Below are 14,801 nucleotides of genomic sequence, written 5' to 3'. Positions count from 1 at the left end.
AAAACGTTATCGATAACGGTTGACACGTCGGAATCGCCGCTGCGACAGTGGGCGGCGCAACCGGGTCGAGGACGACATGGGGGTCAGGCCCGCACCCGCTCTGGTCACACTCAACGAAGAGGACGATCTGATGACTGCTCGTAGGAAGCGGGCCGTCCCGGCCGCGATCTTGACCGGGCTCCTCGCCCTGACCGCCTGTGGTGGTGGCTCGGGCAGCGGCTCCGGGGACGGCGACGGCGACGTCTCGATGACGTTCTGGCACAACTCGACCACCGGCGACGGCAAGGCGTACTGGGAGGACATGGTCGCGCAGTTCGAGGAGGCGAACCCGGGCGTCACCATCGAGGTCCAGGCGATCCAGAACGAGGACATGGACGGCAAGCTGCAGACCGCCCTGAACTCGGGCGACGCGCCGGACATCTTCATGGCCCGCGGCGGCGGCAAGCTCGCGGACGTGGTCGCCGCCGGACAGGCCAAGGACCTGACCGACCTGATCTCGGACGATGTCACCAGCGAGGTCGGCGACGCCGCGTTCAGCCCGTTCACCATCGACGACAAGGTCTACGGCATGCCGGTGTCGGTGCTGCCCGGCGGCATCTACTACTCCAAGGACCTGTTCGCCCAGGCCGGGATCACCGAGGCCCCGACCACGATGGACGACCTGTCCGACGCGGTGACCACGCTGAAGGCCGCGGGCATCGACCCGATCGCCCTGGGCGCCAAGGACGCCTGGCCCGCCGCGCACTGGTATTACTTCTTCGCGCTGCGCGAGTGCGCGCAGGACACCATGACCGAGTCCGCCACCAGCAAGGACTTCTCCGACCCGTGCTGGCTGAAGGCCGGCGAGGACCTGGAGGAGTTCGCCGGGACCGAGCCGTTCAACAACGGCTTCCTCACCACCACCGCCCAGCAGGGTGCGGGGTCGTCCGCCGGCCTGCTGGCCAACCACCAGGCCGCGATGGAGCTGATGGGCGCCTGGGAGCCCGGCGTGGTCTCCTCGCTCACCCCGGACGAGCAGCCGCTGAGCGACCTCGGCTGGTTCCCGTTCCCGGCGGTGGACGGCGGTGAGGGCGGCGACGGCGCCATGATGGGCGGCGTCGACGGCTACTCCTGCTCGGTGAACGCCCCGGACGCCTGCGCCGACTTCCTGAACTTCGTGCTCAGCAAGGAGAACCAGGAGGCCTACGCCGACGCCTTCCAGACGCTGCCCGCCAACAAGGAGGCGCAGGGGGTCGTCACCGACCCGGCCCTGCAGGAGGTGCTCGCCGCCTACAACGACGCGCCCTACGTGCAGGTCTGGCTGGACACCCTGTACGGCGCCAACGTCGGCAACGCGCTGAACGCCGGCGTGGTCGACCTGCTCGCGGGCCAGGGCGACCCGCAGGGCATCGTGGACGCGGTCAGCTCGGCCGCCGCGAAGGAATGACCGCTCTGGTGCAGGGCACCCGGGCCGGGGTCACGGCGACCCCGGCCCGGCGTCGCCGGTCGGCGGACTGGCGCAAGCGCGCGGAGATCACCCTGCTCTCCGGTCCGGCGATCCTGATCTTCGTCGCGTTCGTGATCTTCCCGGTGCTGATGGCGGCCTACTACGGCTTCTTCAGCTGGAAGGGCTACGGCGCCCCCACGGACTTCGTCGGGTTCAAGAACTATCTGACGATCCTCCGGGACCCGACCTTCCACGACGCGCTGCAGCACAACGGCTTCATCGTGATCGCGTCGCTGGTGCTCCAGGGCCCGGCCGCGGTGCTGCTGGCGCTGCTGCTGAACCAGCGGATGCGCGGCCGCAGCCTGGTCCGGGTGCTGATCTTCGTGCCGTACGTGGTCTCGGAGGTGATCGTCGGCACCGGGTGGAGCCTGATGCTCCAGACCAACGGTGCGGTGAACGACCTGCTGACCAAGATCGGCCTGGAGTCGTGGACCACCGACTGGCTGTCCGACCCGTCGATCGCGATCTGGTCGCTGATGCTGATCATCAGCTGGAAGTACATCGGCTTCGCGGTGATCCTGTTCCTGGCCGGGATGCAGTCCATCCCGGAGGAGCTGTCCGAGGCGGCGTCCATCGACGGCGCGTCCTACTGGCAGACCCAGCGCCGGATCACCCTGCCGCTGCTCGGCCCGACCCTGCGGATCTGGGCGTTCCTGTCGATCATCGGCTCGCTGCAGCTGTTCGACCTGGTCTACATCATCTGGGGTCAGTACGTGGCGGCCACCGCCGGGACGTCGACCATGGCGACCTACATGGTCACCAACGGCCGCAACTCCGGGAACTTCGGCTACGGCAACGCGGTCGCGGTCGTGCTGTTCCTGATCAGCCTGGTCATCGCGCTGACCTACCAGCGCTACGTGCTCCGCCGGGACACCGCGGGCGCGCTGACGGAGGGGAAGAAGTGATGGCGGCGATCACGGCGGCCGGGCGGCTGCCCCGCACCCGCACCCGCGGCCCGGTCAGCCGGGTCAACCCGATGGTCTACGTGGTGGCGTGGCTGTTCGTCGGCCTGTGCATCGCCCCGGTGGTCTACATCATCCTGGGCGGCTTCCGGACCAACTCGGAGATCACCTCGGACCCGTCCGGGCTGCCGTCGACCTGGAAGCTGACCAACTTCGCCGAGGTGCTGTCCTCCTCCGGGTTCTGGCAGCAGGTCGGCAACTCGACGGTCGCCGGTCTGGGCACCACCGCCGGAGTGGTGGTGCTGGGTCTCATGGTCAGCTTCGTCCTGGCCCGTTACCGGTTCGCCGGACGCGGGGCGATGTACGCGCTGTTCGCCGCCGGTCTGATGTTCCCGATGACGGTCGCGATCACGCCGCTGTACATCCTGATCAAGGACCTCGGCCTGATGAACTCGCTGGCCGGGATCATCCTGCCGCAGATCGCCTTCGCGCTGCCGCAGGCCGTGATCATCCTGGTGCCGTTCCTGGCCGCCATCCCCAAGGAGCTGGAGGAGGCCGCCGCGATCGACGGGGCGAGCCGACTGGGCTTCTTCGTCCGGATGGTGCTGCCGCTGTCCGTCCCCGGCGTGGTGACGGTCGGCATCCTCGCCTTCGTGGCCAGCTGGAACAGCTACATGCTGCCGCTGTTCATCCTGAACGACTCCTCGTCCTTCACCCTGCCGCTCGGTGTGCAGGCCTTCGCCTCGGAGTACTCGGTGGACACCGCCCGGGTGCTGGCCTTCACCTCGCTGTCGATGATCCCCGCGCTGATCTTCTTCTCCCTGTTCGAGCGCCGGATCGTCGGTGGCCTCACCGGCGCCGTGAAGGGCTGACCACCCATGACCGAGAGAGAACTGCCCATGCGTGCCATGCCCGTCGTCTCCCAGCGCGTCCGCGATCTGCACGCCGCGATGACGCTGGAGGAGAAGCTCGCCCAGATCGTCGGCTACTGGATCGACCAGAACGGCACGGTCGCCCCGATGCAGTCCGAGATGGCGGCCGGCCAGCAGCAGTCGAGCGAGCTGGCCCAGGTCACGCGGCACGGCATCGGTCACTACACCCGGGTCTACGGCACCCGGCCGGTGGATCCCGCCGAGCGGGCCGCCTGGCTGTGGGCCGAGCAGCGCCGGCTCCAGCGCGAGACCCGGCTGGGCATCCCCGCGCTGGTGCACGAGGAGTGCCTGACCGGGCTGGCCGCCTGGCAGGCAGCGACCTACCCGACGCCGCTGGCCTGGGGGGCGAGCTTCGACCCGGACCTGGTCGAGAGGGCCGGGCACGCGATCGGCGCGTCCATGCGGCAGCTCGGCGTGCACCAGGGACTGTCCCCGGTGCTGGACGTGATCCGTGACCCGCGCTGGGGCCGGGTGGACGAGTGCATCGCCGAGGACCCGTACCTGGTCGGCACCGTCGGCACCGCCTACGTGCGCGGCATCCAGGACGCCGGGGTGCACGCGACGCTGAAGCACTTCGTCGGGTACTCCGCCTCGCACGCCGGGCGGAACCACGCGCCGGTGAGCATCGGACCGCGGGAGGTGGCCGACGTGCTGCTGCCCCCGTTCGAGATGGCGGTCCGGGACGGCGGCGCCCGCTCGGTGATGAACGCCTACGTCGACCTGGACGGGGTGCCGATGGCCGCCTCGGACGCCTACCTGACCGGCGTGCTGCGCGAGGACTGGGGATTCGACGGGGTGGTGGTCGCCGACTACTTCGCGGTCGCCTTCCTGGAGGTCATGCACCGGGTGGCAGCCGACCGTGGCGAGGCCGCCGAGCTGGCGCTGACCGCCGGGATCGACGTCGAGCTGCCGACCGGCGACGCCTACCTGGCACCCCTGGCCGAGCGGATCCGCGCCGGACTCGCGGACGAGGGGGTCGTGGACCGGGCCGTGCTGCGGGTGCTGGCCCAGAAGGAGGAGCTCGGTCTGCTCGACCCGGGCGCCTACGCCGACGACCCGCCGACCGAGCTGGACCTGGACTCCGCGGAGCACCGCGCGATCGCCCGGGAGCTGGCCGAGGAGTCGGTGGTGCTGCTCAGCAACGACGGCGTGCTGCCGCTGCGGGCCGCCCGGGTCGCGGTGATCGGTCCGAACGCCGACCGGGCCGACGCGCTGATGGGCTGCTACGCCTTCGCCAACCACGTGCTGCCGATGTACCCGGAGGTGCCGATCGGCATCGACGCGCCCACCGTCGCCGAGGCCCTGCGCCGGACCGGCGTGGACCTGACCGTGGTCGAGGGCTGCACGGTGGAGGGGGAAGACACCGCCGGGTTCGACGAGGCGATCGCCGCCGCCCGGGCCGCCGAGGTCGCCGTGGTGGTGGTCGGCGACCAGGCCGGGCTGTTCGGGCGGGGCACCGTCGGCGAGGGCAACGACGCCGAGTCCCTGGACCTGCCCGGCGTGCAGCGCCGACTGGTCGAGGAGCTGGTGGCCACCGGCACCCCGGTGGTGCTGGTGCTGCTCACCGGTCGCCCCTACGTCCTGGACTGGGCGCTCGGCGACGGCCCGCGACCGGCGGCCGTGCTGCAGGCGTTCTTCCCCGGTGAGGGGGGCGGCCTGGCGATCGCGGACATCCTCACCGGCGCGGTCAACCCCTCCGGGCGGCTGCCGGTCAGCCTGCCCCGGTCCGCGGGCGCGCAGCCGTTCAGCTACCTGCAGCCGGTGCTCGGCGGGCCGTCCGACGTGACCTCCGCGGACTCCACCCCGGTGCGGCCGTTCGGCTTCGGCCTGTCGTACACGACCTTCGCGCACACCGATCTGGTGGTGGACGAGCGGGTCGACGCGGGCGGGGAGTTCGCCGCCGAGGTCACCGTGACCAACACCGGCGACCGCGCCGGACAGGACGTGGTGCAGCTCTACGGCCAGGACCTGCACGGCTCGGTGGTGCGACCGGTCGCCCAGCTGGTGGGCTACCACCGGGTGGCGCTGGAGCCGGGGGAGTCCGTGCGGCTGCGGTTCGTGGTGCCGACCGCGCGGCTGGCGTTCAGCGACCGGTCGATGACCCGGATCGTGGAGCCCGGCGACGTGGACGTGTGGGTCGGCGACCACGCGGCGGCCGCCGGTGGAGGCACCGACGCCGCACGGGACACCACTTCCGGCACCATCACCAATCACCGGGCGAGCGCGGCCCGGGTGGTGCCCGGTACGGCCACCACCCGTGCCCGGCTGACGATCGACGGTGACGTGTACCCGGTCACCGCCGCGGACGGCCGACTGGTCCGGGTCTCGCGCGCGACGGTGCCGGAGCCCGCGTGAGGGTCGCCAACCCGGTGCTGGCCGGCTGCTACCCCGACCCGAGCGTGTGCCGGGTCGGGGAGTGGTTCTACGTGGTCAACTCGACCTTCGAGTACCTGCCCGGGCTGCCGGTCCACCGCAGCCGGGACCTGGTGCACTGGGAGCCGGTCGGTCATGCGGTGACCGACCGGCTCGACCTGGCGGGGGTGGGGTCCTCGCGCGGGCTGTATGCGCCGACCCTGCGGCATCACGACGGCCGGTTCTGGCTGGTCTGCACCGCGGTCGACGCGGGCGGGCACTTCCTGCTCACCGCCGAGGACGCCGCCGGTCCGTGGTCCGCACCGATGTGGCTGGCGGGGGAGGGCATCGACCCGTCCCTGTTCGTCGACGACGACGGCCGGGTCTGGTTCCACGCCACCCGCCCGGCCGCCGACCCGGAGTGGGACGGCCAGACCGAGATCTGGCTGCGCGAGCTGGTCGACGGCGCCCTGGTCGGACCGGAGCACGTGCTCTGGACCGGCGCGGTGCGCGGTGCCGTCTGGTCCGAGGGCCCACACCTCTACCGGATCGACGGGCAGTACTACCTGCTCACCGCGGAGGGCGGCACCGAGTTCCACCACGCCGTCGTCGTGGCCCGCGCCGACCGCGTCACCGGCCCCTACCTCGGCGATCCGGCCAACCCGGTGCTCACCCATCGGCACCTCGGCCGGGACGTGGACGTGGCCGCCGTCGGTCACGCCGACCTGGTGCAGGCGGTCGACGGCTCCTGGTGGGCGCTGCTGCTCGGCGTGCGGCCGTACGGCGGCTTCCACCACAACCTGGGCCGCGAGACGTTCCTGGTCCCGGTGACCTGGCAGGACGGCTGGCCGGTCTTCGCGCCGGGGGAGGGCCGGGTGCCCCGCGAGGTCGAGGTCCCGTTCGCCGCGTCCGCTCCCGCCGCGTCCGCCCGCACCGACTTCGGTATTTCGGCCGTGAGTTCGGTCGCCCGGGTGCCGAACTCGCCGCCGTTGTACCGAACCGACGCCGCCGGCGCGGTGCCGGTATCGGACGGCCCCGCGGTGGTGCCGGCCGACGACCCGGCGTGGTGCGCGCCCCGGCACCTGCCGACCGACCTGGCCACCCCCGACGGCGACGACTGGCTGCTGCCGGCCCGCACGACCACGCTCGCCGACACCGAGCCGTCGTCGTTCCTCGGCGTGCGGCAGCGGCATCAGGACTGCGAGGTCGTCGTCAGCGTCGCCGCCGGCCTCGCACCGGGGACCTGGGCCGGGCTGGCGGTGCGGCAGTCCGAGACCGACCACCTGACCCTGCTCACCGACGGCACCGTGACCCGGGCGGTGCTGGTCCGGGCGGGGGAGCCCGAAGAGCTCGGCGCCGGCCCGGCGGGGAACACCCTGGTGCTGCGGACCCGCGGCCAGGAGTACGCCCTGCTGTCCGGACCCGACCTCGACCATCTGAGCGAGATCGCGGTCGCGGACGGTCGCGACCTGGACTCGGTCGCGGCGGGTGGATTCCTCGGCCTGTGGATCGGACCGTACGTGACGGCCACGACCACGGCGACGGCCACGAAGACGGCCACGGTGCGCGGAGACACGGCCGGTCGTGCCCCCGCAGGTCAGCCCGCGCCGAGCACGGTCCGCGTCCGGCTCAGCTACCGCCCACTGTCGACCGCCCGGTAAGGATTGCTCCGCGGGGCACGATAGGGTCGGCCTCGATGACTGGGAACCCCGCACACCGCCGGATCATCTTCCTCGATGTGGACGGCACCTTCGCCGACCACGGTGACGTGCCCCCGGGCCATGTCGCCGCGGTCCGGGCCGCCCGCGCCGCCGGACACCTGGTGCTGCTGTGCACCGGCCGGCCCAAGTCCATGCTGCCCGAGCGCATCCTGGCGGCCGGGTTCGACGGCATCGTGGCCAGCGCCGGCGGCTACGTGGAGGTCGGCGGCGAGCTGCTCGCCGACCGCCGGTTCCCGCCGGGGATCGCGGCACACGCGGTCGAGGTGCTGACCCGGCACGACGCGGCCTACGTGCTGGAGGCGCCGGACGCGCTGTACGGCCCGCCGGACGTGAAGGAGCGGCTGCGCGCCGCCTGGTCCGCCCGGATGGCGGTCGACCCGGAGGAGTCCCGGCACGAGGGGCCGCTGGACATCCTGGACGGGCTGACCGCGGACGCCGACCTGTCGACCGCGTCCTTCGCCAAGATCACCTGCTTCGACTCCCCGGTCACGGTCACCGAACTGGCGGTCGAGATGGGGCCGGAGATCGCCGCACTGCCCAGCTCGATCCCGGGCCTGGGCGACCGCGCGGGCGAGATCTACGTCGCCGCGGTCGACAAGTCGGTCGGCATCCGGGACGTCATCGCGCACCTGGGCGTCCCGCGTGAGGACACGATCGCGTTCGGCGACGGCCTGAACGACCTGGAGATGCTGGAGTTCGCCGGGATCGGCGTCGGCATCGAGGGCGGCGACCCGTCCGCGCTGGCGGTCGCGGACCGCACCGCGCCCGGTCCGAAGCACGAGGGACTGGCCACCGCGTTCGTCGAGCTCGGGCTGATCGAGGCCCGCTAGCCCCGCGGCACCAGGTACGAACGGCCGTCCGCGCCGACCACCCGGACGAACCCGTCCTGCAACGCCCGGTCGCGCTCGCGGTCCTCGTCCGGCACGTCCCGGTCCGGGGCCAGCGGGTCGCCGATCTGCGCCGGGCCGAACACGCTCAGCAGCGCCCGGGTGGTGCCGTCGTCGGCCTCACCGATCACGCCCATGCTGTGCCCCCTTCGCGGTTGGTCGGGTCGAGTCTAGGCGCCCACGACCAGCGCCATCGAGCCCCGGTCTGCCGCCGGGTGGTGCGCCGCGAGCCGCCTCAGCCCCGCCGGGCCAGCACCAGCCCGACCACGACCCGTGCCACCCGGCGCAGCACCAGCCCCACCACCGCGGCCGCCCCCGCGATCATCAGCACCCGGCCGTCGGTCGGATCCAGCTGGAACAGTCGCTGGCCGAGCGGGATCGCCACGACCGCGGCCATCGCCCCGATCATCGCCACCAGCAGGCCGACCTTCCACGCCTGCAACGGCCGGGCCACGTCGATCAGGATGTCGAAGGCCACCACCACCAGGGCCAGGAACGCCGCCGTCGCGGTCAGCACCGCGTCGCCGGGACCGGTGCCGATCACCGACCTGGCCACCGCGTACGCCCCGTAGGCGGACACCGCCACCGCCACCCCGCCGGGCACCGCCGCGGTCAGCACCCGGGCCACGAACCCGTCCCGGGCGGGCTCCCGGTTGGGTGCCAGCGCGAGCACCGCCGCCGGGATGCCGATGGTGAACCAGGCGATCAGGGTGACGTGCCGGGGGAGCAGCGGGAACGGCAGCGCGGTCACCGCGACCACCAGCGCGAGCAGCACCGAGTAGACCGTCTTGGACAGGAACAGGGTGGCGACACGCTCGATGTTCGCCACCACCCGGCGTCCCTCGGCCACCACGAACGGCAGGGTCGCGAACGAGGAGTCCAGCAGCACCAGGCGGGCCACCGCACGCGCCGCCGGGCTGCCGCCGCCCATCGCCACCCCGACGTCCGCCTCCTTCATGGCCAGCACGTCGTTCACCCCGTCGCCGGTCATCGCGACCGTGTGGCCCCGGTCGGTCAGGGCCCGGACCAGCTCGCGCTTCTGGTCGGGACGCACCCGGCCGAACACGCTCGATCCCGCCGCGACCCGACCCAGCTCCGCGACGTCCTCCGGCAGGTCCCGCCCGTCCACCGTCACCGACGACTCCAGCCCGACCTGCGCCGCCACCGCGCCGACCGCCACCGGTGCATCGCCGGAGATCACCTTGAGCGTGACCCCCTGCTCGTCGAAGAACCGCAGCGTCTCCGCCGCCTCCGGTCGCACCCGCTGGTCCAGGACCACCAGGGCGACCGCGGTCAGGTCCTCGGGCAGCGACTGCCCCGCCAGCGGCTGTCCGCTCCGGACCAGTGCCAGCACCCGACGGCCCTGCGACGACTCGTGCGCCGCCCGGTCGAGTGCCGGGTGCCCGGGCAGCAGGACATCCGGACCGCCCACCGCCCAGGTCGTCCCGGCCACCTGTGCGGCCGCCCACCGTCGAGCCGAGGAGAACGGCACCCGGGCCAGCGCCTCGGCGGCGTTCGGCTCGGTCGCCTCCAGGATCGCCTGCATGCTCGCGTTCGGCCGGTTCTCGCCCGCCCCGATCAGCGCCAGGGCGGAGCGTGCCTCGGCGTCGTCGCCCTCCAGCACCACCAGCTCCCGGACCCGCATCCCGTCCTCGGTCAGCGTCCCGGTCTTGTCGAAGCAGACCACGTCCACCCGGGCCAGTGCCTCCATCGCTGGCAGGTCCTGCACCAGGCACTGACGCTGACCGAGCCGGATCACCCCGACCGCCATCGCCACGCTGGTCATCAGCACCAGCCCCTCCGGCACCATCGGCACCAGGGCGGCCACCATCCCGCGCAGCGCGTCGCCCAGCGGCAGCTCCGTCCGGGTCAGCTGATTCCAGATCATCAGCGCACCGACCGGGATCAGCACCCAGGTCAGGTACCTCAGGATCGTGTCGATCCCGGCCCGCAGCCCCGACGACGGCGTCGAGTAGGTCGCCGCCTCCCGGGCCAGCTGCGCGGCGTAAGCCTGATCGCCCACCCGGGTCGCCCGCAGCAGACCGCTGCCCGCGACCACCAGGCTCCCCGACAGCAGCGCCGCACCCACCTCCGGGGCCAGCGCGTCCGACTCCCCGGTCAGCAGCGACTCGTCCACCTCGAGCCCGGTGCTGGCCAGCAGCTCGCCGTCCACCGGCACCTGATCGCCCGCGGCCACCTCGACCACGTCGTCGACCACGATGTCGCCCGGGTCGATCGGCACCGCGCCCTCGGCCCGCAGCACCGTCACCGTCGACGCGTTCAGGATCGCCAACCGGTCCAGGGTCCGCTTCGCGCGGATCTCCTGCACCATCCCGACCCCGCTGTTGACCACGATCAGCAGACCGAACAGCCCGTCGATCCAGTGGCCGGTGGACGCGACGACGCAGAACAGCACGAAGTAGATCGCGTTGACCCGGGTGACGACGTTCGCGACCACGATGTCGCGCGTACGACGGCTGGTCACCCGCTCGACCCGGTTTATCTCGCCCCGGCGGACGCGGTCGGCCACCTCACTGCTGGTCAACGGCTGCACGGAGCCAGCCTAGACAACGGTGCCCCGGGCCGGACCGGCTCGGGGCACCGTCGGAACGCGGTGGGATCAGCCCGCCGCTCCCCGCTCCACCAGGGTGAACACGCTCGCCGGGCTGGACGGGTCCGGCTCCACCGCCAGGCCGCCCTCCGGGTCGGACACCAGGTAGCCGTTCGCGTTCGAGATGTTCACCTGCTCCACCTGGTCGAGGGAGGCGATGCTCAGCTGCTGTCCGGCGTCGGCCGGGTCGCAGGTGCTCACGTTCACCACGTCGTCGCCGGGCAGGGTCAGGCACATCTCCCGGTCGTCCGTGGTGGCGCTGGACACCAGGTGGTAGGTCCCCTCGGCGTCGGCCGGCTCGATCACCCAGGTGCTCGGCACCTCGGAGGCGGCCGGGTCGTCGATGGTGGTCACCGCACCCTCGGCGGTGGTGGCCACCCAGGTGCCGGCGTAGGTCTGGAGGTCGACCAGCGTGCTGCCGTCGAACAGCGGTCCGGCGTCACTCGTCGGCTCCGTGGTGGCGGCGTCCTCGTCGGTGGCCGCCTCGGTCGGGGCGGGCGCGACCGTCGCGGTGTCGGTGGTGCTGTCGGCCTCGGCGTCGTCGCCCGAACAGCCCGAGGCCCATAGGGTGACGGCGCTCGCGGTGAGCGCGGCGGCGATGACGCGACGGGTGTACGGAGAAGTCGTGATCACGGGGGTCGTCCTCCTGGTGATGGCTCACGTGGCTTCTCGAACGTAACGGGGACCACGAGCCACGCAACCGGGCTCGGCGTGGGCGGCGCACCCGCCGAACACCTCGGGAACGGGGCTAGCGCTCGTCGAGTGCCTGGTCGAACGCCTGCCGTGCGCGCTCGATGGCGGGGAGCTGTCGGTCGGCCCAGGAGAGCAGCGCGTCGACCGGCCCACGCAGCGTCTTGCCCAGGGGGGTGATCCGGTACTCCACGGACACCGGCCGTGTGCCGGTCACACAGCGTTGCACCACGCCGTTGCGCTCCAGACGACGCAAGGTCGCCGTGAGCGACTTCTGCGTGACCTCGGGGATGGCCCGGCGCAGGGCGTTGAACCGGCAGGGTCGCTCGCACAGCTCGTTCAGGACGCTGAGGGACCACTTGTCCAGCACCTGGTCCAGGAGTTCGCGGTGCGGTGCGGTCACTCGCAGCTCGTCGGCCGCGCTCACGTGCGGCCGCGGACCGCCTGGTGCGGTATCCGGCATGACACCAGGTCTCCTTGAAGTGGCTTGAGGGAACTAGGTATCAAGAGTAGACCGTTGTCCATCAGAGCCAGGAGAGTTCCATGTCCGTCCATCGTTTCAGCCCGGCCGGTCTCCAGCCCCACACGCCCTACGCGCACGTCGCGGTCGCCGAGGGCGCCCGGCACATCCACATCAGCGGCCAGATCGCCCGTGACTCGGAAGGTGATCCCGTCGGCGGTGACGACTTGGGCACGCAGGTCGAGCAGACGCTGCGCAACACGCACCGCGCTCTCGCGGGAGCCGATGCGTCGTTCGCCGATGTCGTACGCATGACCTTCTACGTGACGCGGTGGTCGCCCGCCCAGATCGGGGACTTCATGGCGGGCGTCGAACGGGTCGCCGGGGAACTGGGCATCCCGCAGCCCCTCCCGCCCGCGTCGCTGATCGGCGTGGACCACCTCTTCGAGCCCGACGTGCGGGTCGAGTTGGAGGTCACCGCGATCGCGGCCTGAACGGGTCCGACAGGACCCGCTCGTCGCCGCGGGGTGCCGCCGACGACGAAGGCCCGGCATCCTGGGATGCCGGGCCTTCGACCGGGGTGCCCTCGATAGGATTCGAACCTACGACCTTCTGCTCCGGAGGCAGACGCTCTATCCACTGAGCTACGAGGGCGTGTTCCGACCGTGGTCGGTACGAGGGATGACCTTACCAGCACCGCGGAGTGCTGAGGGCACTCACTCCTCCCCGAGCAGCCCCGACAGGTAGTCCGAGGTCTCGTCGACCGCCCCCGCCACGTCCCCGCGCACGATCGCGTCCACCAGGCCGTCGTGGTTGTCCCCGTCCTGGAGCACCTGGGCGAAGTTGAACCGGATGTTCTCCGTGATCGCGTCGATCAGGCTCTCGTACAGGGACAGCAGCACCGGGTTGCGGGCGGCGCGGGCGATGGCGCGGTGCAGGGCCAGGTCGGCGGCGACCATCCGGTCCAGGGCGTGGGCGGCGTAGGCCTCGGCGCGCGCCTCGCGCAGGGCGGTGATCGAGGCGACGTCGGAGGAGGTGCGGCGCCGGGCGGCCAGCCGGGCGGCCTCGACCTCCAGCGACCGGCGGACCTCGACCACGTCCCGCTGCCGGGCGTCGGCGATCTGCCGGGAGAAGGTCACCGACAGCTCCGACGCGCTGAGCACGTAGGTGCCCGAGCCCTGGCGGCGCTCGACCAGGCCGGAGTGCACCAGGGACTGCACCGCCTCACGCACCGTGTTGCGACCCACACCCAGCAGCTCGACCAGGGCCGGCTCGGCCGGGATCCGGGTGCCGACCGGCCACTCGCCCGAGGAGATCCGCCCACGGAGCTGGGACACCGTGGCGTCGATCAAGCCGGTGCGTCGCGTCATGCGGGTACTCTCCCAGGTCAGGTGTGCGGCAACGGTGCCGACCGACATCGTGTCAAATCCCGCCGCCGTGCGGGCGACGCCACCTTCCCATGAATTCGGAGTTCCCATGCCCGCGCCCGAGACCGTCCAGCCCGAGCTGCGTCCCTGGCGGGGACGCGTCGTGGTGCTGGTCGGGGTGCTGCTGGTCGCCCTGAACCTCCGGATCGCGGTGGCGTCGGTGTCGCCGATCCTGGACCTGGTGCGCGCGGATGTCGCGTTGTCGGCGACCCAGGCCGGTCTGCTGGGGACGATCCCGGTCGCGTCCTTCGCGGTCTTCGGTGCGCTGACCCCGCTGCTGGCCCGGCGGGTCGGGCTGGAGCCGCTGCTGATCGCGGCGATGGCGTTGTCCGCGGCGGGGGAGATCGTCCGCTCCGCCGCGGGTACCTCCACCGGGTTCCTGGCCTGGACGGTGGTGGCCCTGGCCGGGATGGGCATGGGCAATGTGCTGCTGCCCCCGTTGGTGAAGCGGTACTTCCCGGACCGGGTCGGCGTGGTGACCTCCGCCTACTCGGTGACGCTGAGCGTGAGCACCGCCCTGCCGGCCGCGGTGGTGGTGCCGGTCGCGGACCGGGTGGGCTGGCGCCCGGCGCTGTCCGTCTGGGCGCTGATCGGCATCCTCGCCGCGCTGCCCTGGATCGTCGTGGTGGTCCGGTCGGCGGCGACGCGGGTCGAGCTGGCAGGGCTGCTGCGCCGTGGACCGGCGACCACGCCGGCCCTGACCAGCCGGCACCGCTCCGGCGGCCGGGTGTACCGCAGTCCGCTGGCCTGGGGGATGGGTGTCACCTTCGCGATGAACTCCCTCGGTTCCTACGCCATGTTCGCCTGGCTGCCGCAGATCCTGATCGACTCGGGCACCTCGCCGCACTCCGCCGGGACCTGGCTGAGCGTCTACGCGATCCTCGGACTGCCCCCGGCGCTGATCGCCCCGATCGCGGCCACCAGGATGCGCAACCCGATCGGCCTGGTGATCTTCTTCGTCGCCTGCTGGCTGTTCAGCTACGTCGGCCTGCTGGTGCACCCGTCCGGCCCGGTCTGGCTGTGGGTGCTGGTCGGCGGACTCGGCCCGGGCGCGTTCCCGCTGCTGCTCGCCCTGATCAACCTGCGCACCCGGACCTCCGCCGGTGCCGCCTCGCTGTCCGGGTTCACCCAGGGGATCGGCTACGCCATCGCGGCGGTCGGTCCGCTGCTGATCGGCGTGCTCTACGACGCCACCGCCGCCTGGACCTGGCCACTGGTGTTCCTGATCGGCACGCTGGCGGTGCTGATGGCCGGCGCGGTCGTCGCCTGCCGGCCGGCGTTCCTGGAGGACTCCTGGCTGCCGAAGGCCCGTCCCGAGCACTGAATCGGCGTA

General features: G+C 72.2%; 13 protein-coding genes and 1 tRNA gene. 8 read left to right on the top strand and 6 right to left on the bottom strand.

Translation table 11 applies throughout. The features are described from left to right. Nucleotides 1–130 precede the first annotated feature (130 nt). From OGL89_RS03705 to OGL89_RS03680, 6 genes are read left to right on the top strand one after another with little or no spacing between them, the layout of a single operon-like run. Nucleotides 131–1,426 carry an extracellular solute-binding protein gene (locus tag OGL89_RS03705; RefSeq protein WP_263118522.1) on the top strand — a complete coding sequence of 432 codons (1,296 nt, stop codon included), beginning with the start codon at nucleotides 131–133 and terminating at the stop codon, nucleotides 1,424–1,426. Then, nucleotides 1,423–2,391 carry a sugar ABC transporter permease gene (locus OGL89_RS03700; protein WP_263118521.1) on the top strand — a complete coding sequence of 323 codons (969 nt, stop codon included), beginning with the start codon at nucleotides 1,423–1,425 and terminating at the stop codon, nucleotides 2,389–2,391. The genes OGL89_RS03705 and OGL89_RS03700 overlap by 4 nt, the downstream gene beginning before the upstream one ends. Beyond that, a complete protein-coding gene (locus OGL89_RS03695; RefSeq protein ID WP_263118520.1) occupies nucleotides 2,391–3,260 on the top strand; it encodes a carbohydrate ABC transporter permease in 870 nt (289 codons plus the stop codon). Before OGL89_RS03700 ends, OGL89_RS03695 begins: the two co-directional genes overlap by 1 nt. Before the next feature lie 6 nt (nucleotides 3,261–3,266). Then, nucleotides 3,267–5,675 carry a glycoside hydrolase family 3 N-terminal domain-containing protein gene (locus OGL89_RS03690; protein ID WP_263118519.1) on the top strand — a complete coding sequence of 803 codons (2,409 nt, stop codon included), beginning with the start codon at nucleotides 3,267–3,269 and terminating at the stop codon, nucleotides 5,673–5,675. Then, on the top strand, nucleotides 5,672–7,333 hold the full coding sequence (locus tag OGL89_RS03685; protein ID WP_263118518.1) for a glycoside hydrolase family 43 protein: 1,662 nt from the start codon (nucleotides 5,672–5,674) through the stop codon (nucleotides 7,331–7,333). Before OGL89_RS03690 ends, OGL89_RS03685 begins: the two co-directional genes overlap by 4 nt. Before the next feature lie 35 nt (nucleotides 7,334–7,368). Further along, nucleotides 7,369–8,223 carry an HAD family hydrolase gene (locus OGL89_RS03680; RefSeq protein ID WP_263118517.1) on the top strand — a complete coding sequence of 285 codons (855 nt, stop codon included), beginning with the start codon at nucleotides 7,369–7,371 and terminating at the stop codon, nucleotides 8,221–8,223. Here OGL89_RS03680 and OGL89_RS03675 read toward each other — a convergent pair. The 4 genes from OGL89_RS03675 to OGL89_RS03660 form a co-directional block, all read right to left on the bottom strand. Continuing rightward, entirely contained in the window at nucleotides 8,220–8,417 is a 198-nt protein-coding gene (locus OGL89_RS03675) for a hypothetical protein (protein ID WP_263118516.1), read from the bottom strand. The two genes, OGL89_RS03680 and OGL89_RS03675, sit on opposite strands and share 4 nt — an antisense overlap. Before the next feature lie 98 nt (nucleotides 8,418–8,515). Continuing rightward, nucleotides 8,516–10,834: an HAD-IC family P-type ATPase gene (locus OGL89_RS03670; RefSeq protein WP_263118515.1), complete on the bottom strand. Its 2,319-nt coding sequence runs from the start codon at nucleotides 10,832–10,834 to the stop codon at nucleotides 8,516–8,518. A gap of 66 nt (nucleotides 10,835–10,900) precedes the next feature. Continuing rightward, nucleotides 10,901–11,524, bottom strand: a complete 624-nt coding sequence (locus tag OGL89_RS03665) for a hypothetical protein (protein WP_263118514.1) — start codon at nucleotides 11,522–11,524, stop codon at nucleotides 10,901–10,903. Between the two features lie 115 nt (nucleotides 11,525–11,639). Continuing rightward, complete coding sequence (locus OGL89_RS03660) at nucleotides 11,640–11,984, bottom strand: helix-turn-helix domain-containing protein (RefSeq protein WP_263118513.1); 345 nt, start codon at nucleotides 11,982–11,984, stop codon at nucleotides 11,640–11,642. Nucleotides 11,985–12,124: 140 nt separating this feature from the next. Here OGL89_RS03660 and OGL89_RS03655 point away from each other — a divergent pair, with 140 nt between their 5' ends. Next, nucleotides 12,125–12,535 carry a RidA family protein gene (locus tag OGL89_RS03655; protein ID WP_263118512.1) on the top strand — a complete coding sequence of 137 codons (411 nt, stop codon included), beginning with the start codon at nucleotides 12,125–12,127 and terminating at the stop codon, nucleotides 12,533–12,535. Between the two features lie 87 nt (nucleotides 12,536–12,622). On the opposite strand, the gene OGL89_RS03650 is transcribed toward OGL89_RS03655, so the two are convergent. Further along, a tRNA-Arg gene (locus OGL89_RS03650) sits at nucleotides 12,623–12,695 on the bottom strand. Nucleotides 12,696–12,757: 62 nt separating this feature from the next. Beyond that, a complete protein-coding gene (locus OGL89_RS03645; protein WP_263118511.1) occupies nucleotides 12,758–13,411 on the bottom strand; it encodes an FCD domain-containing protein in 654 nt (217 codons plus the stop codon). 106 nt (nucleotides 13,412–13,517) lie between these two features. Between OGL89_RS03645 and OGL89_RS03640 the strand changes: the two genes are divergently transcribed. Further along, nucleotides 13,518–14,792, top strand: coding sequence for an MFS transporter (locus OGL89_RS03640; RefSeq protein ID WP_263118510.1), 1,275 nt, complete (start codon nucleotides 13,518–13,520; stop codon nucleotides 14,790–14,792). The last annotated feature ends 9 nt before the right edge of the window (nucleotides 14,793–14,801 follow it).

The sequence above is a fragment of the Cellulomonas sp. RIT-PI-Y genome (assembly GCF_025642745.1).
GTDB lineage: Bacteria > Actinomycetota > Actinomycetes > Actinomycetales > Cellulomonadaceae > Cellulomonas.
The sequence above is the reverse complement of the archived record's forward strand: the minus strand, read 5'-3'. Positions and strand labels throughout refer to the sequence as shown.

Excerpts from the sequence above, each read along its gene's own strand:
- OGL89_RS03655 (WP_263118512.1), top strand. The coding sequence starts at position 12,125 with ATGTCCGTCCATCGTTTCAGCCCGGCCGGTCTCCAGCCCCACACGCCC.
- OGL89_RS03645 (WP_263118511.1), bottom strand. The coding sequence starts at position 13,411 with ATGACGCGACGCACCGGCTTGATCGACGCCACGGTGTCCCAGCTCCGT.
- OGL89_RS03695 (WP_263118520.1), top strand. The coding sequence starts at position 2,391 with ATGGCGGCGATCACGGCGGCCGGGCGGCTGCCCCGCACCCGCACCCGC.
- OGL89_RS03680 (WP_263118517.1), top strand. The coding sequence starts at position 7,369 with ATGACTGGGAACCCCGCACACCGCCGGATCATCTTCCTCGATGTGGAC.
- OGL89_RS03705 (WP_263118522.1), top strand. The coding sequence starts at position 131 with ATGACTGCTCGTAGGAAGCGGGCCGTCCCGGCCGCGATCTTGACCGGG.
- OGL89_RS03690 (WP_263118519.1), top strand. The coding sequence starts at position 3,267 with ATGACCGAGAGAGAACTGCCCATGCGTGCCATGCCCGTCGTCTCCCAG.
- OGL89_RS03640 (WP_263118510.1), top strand. The coding sequence starts at position 13,518 with ATGCCCGCGCCCGAGACCGTCCAGCCCGAGCTGCGTCCCTGGCGGGGA.
- OGL89_RS03675 (WP_263118516.1), bottom strand. The coding sequence starts at position 8,417 with ATGGGCGTGATCGGTGAGGCCGACGACGGCACCACCCGGGCGCTGCTG.
- OGL89_RS03700 (WP_263118521.1), top strand. The coding sequence starts at position 1,423 with ATGACCGCTCTGGTGCAGGGCACCCGGGCCGGGGTCACGGCGACCCCG.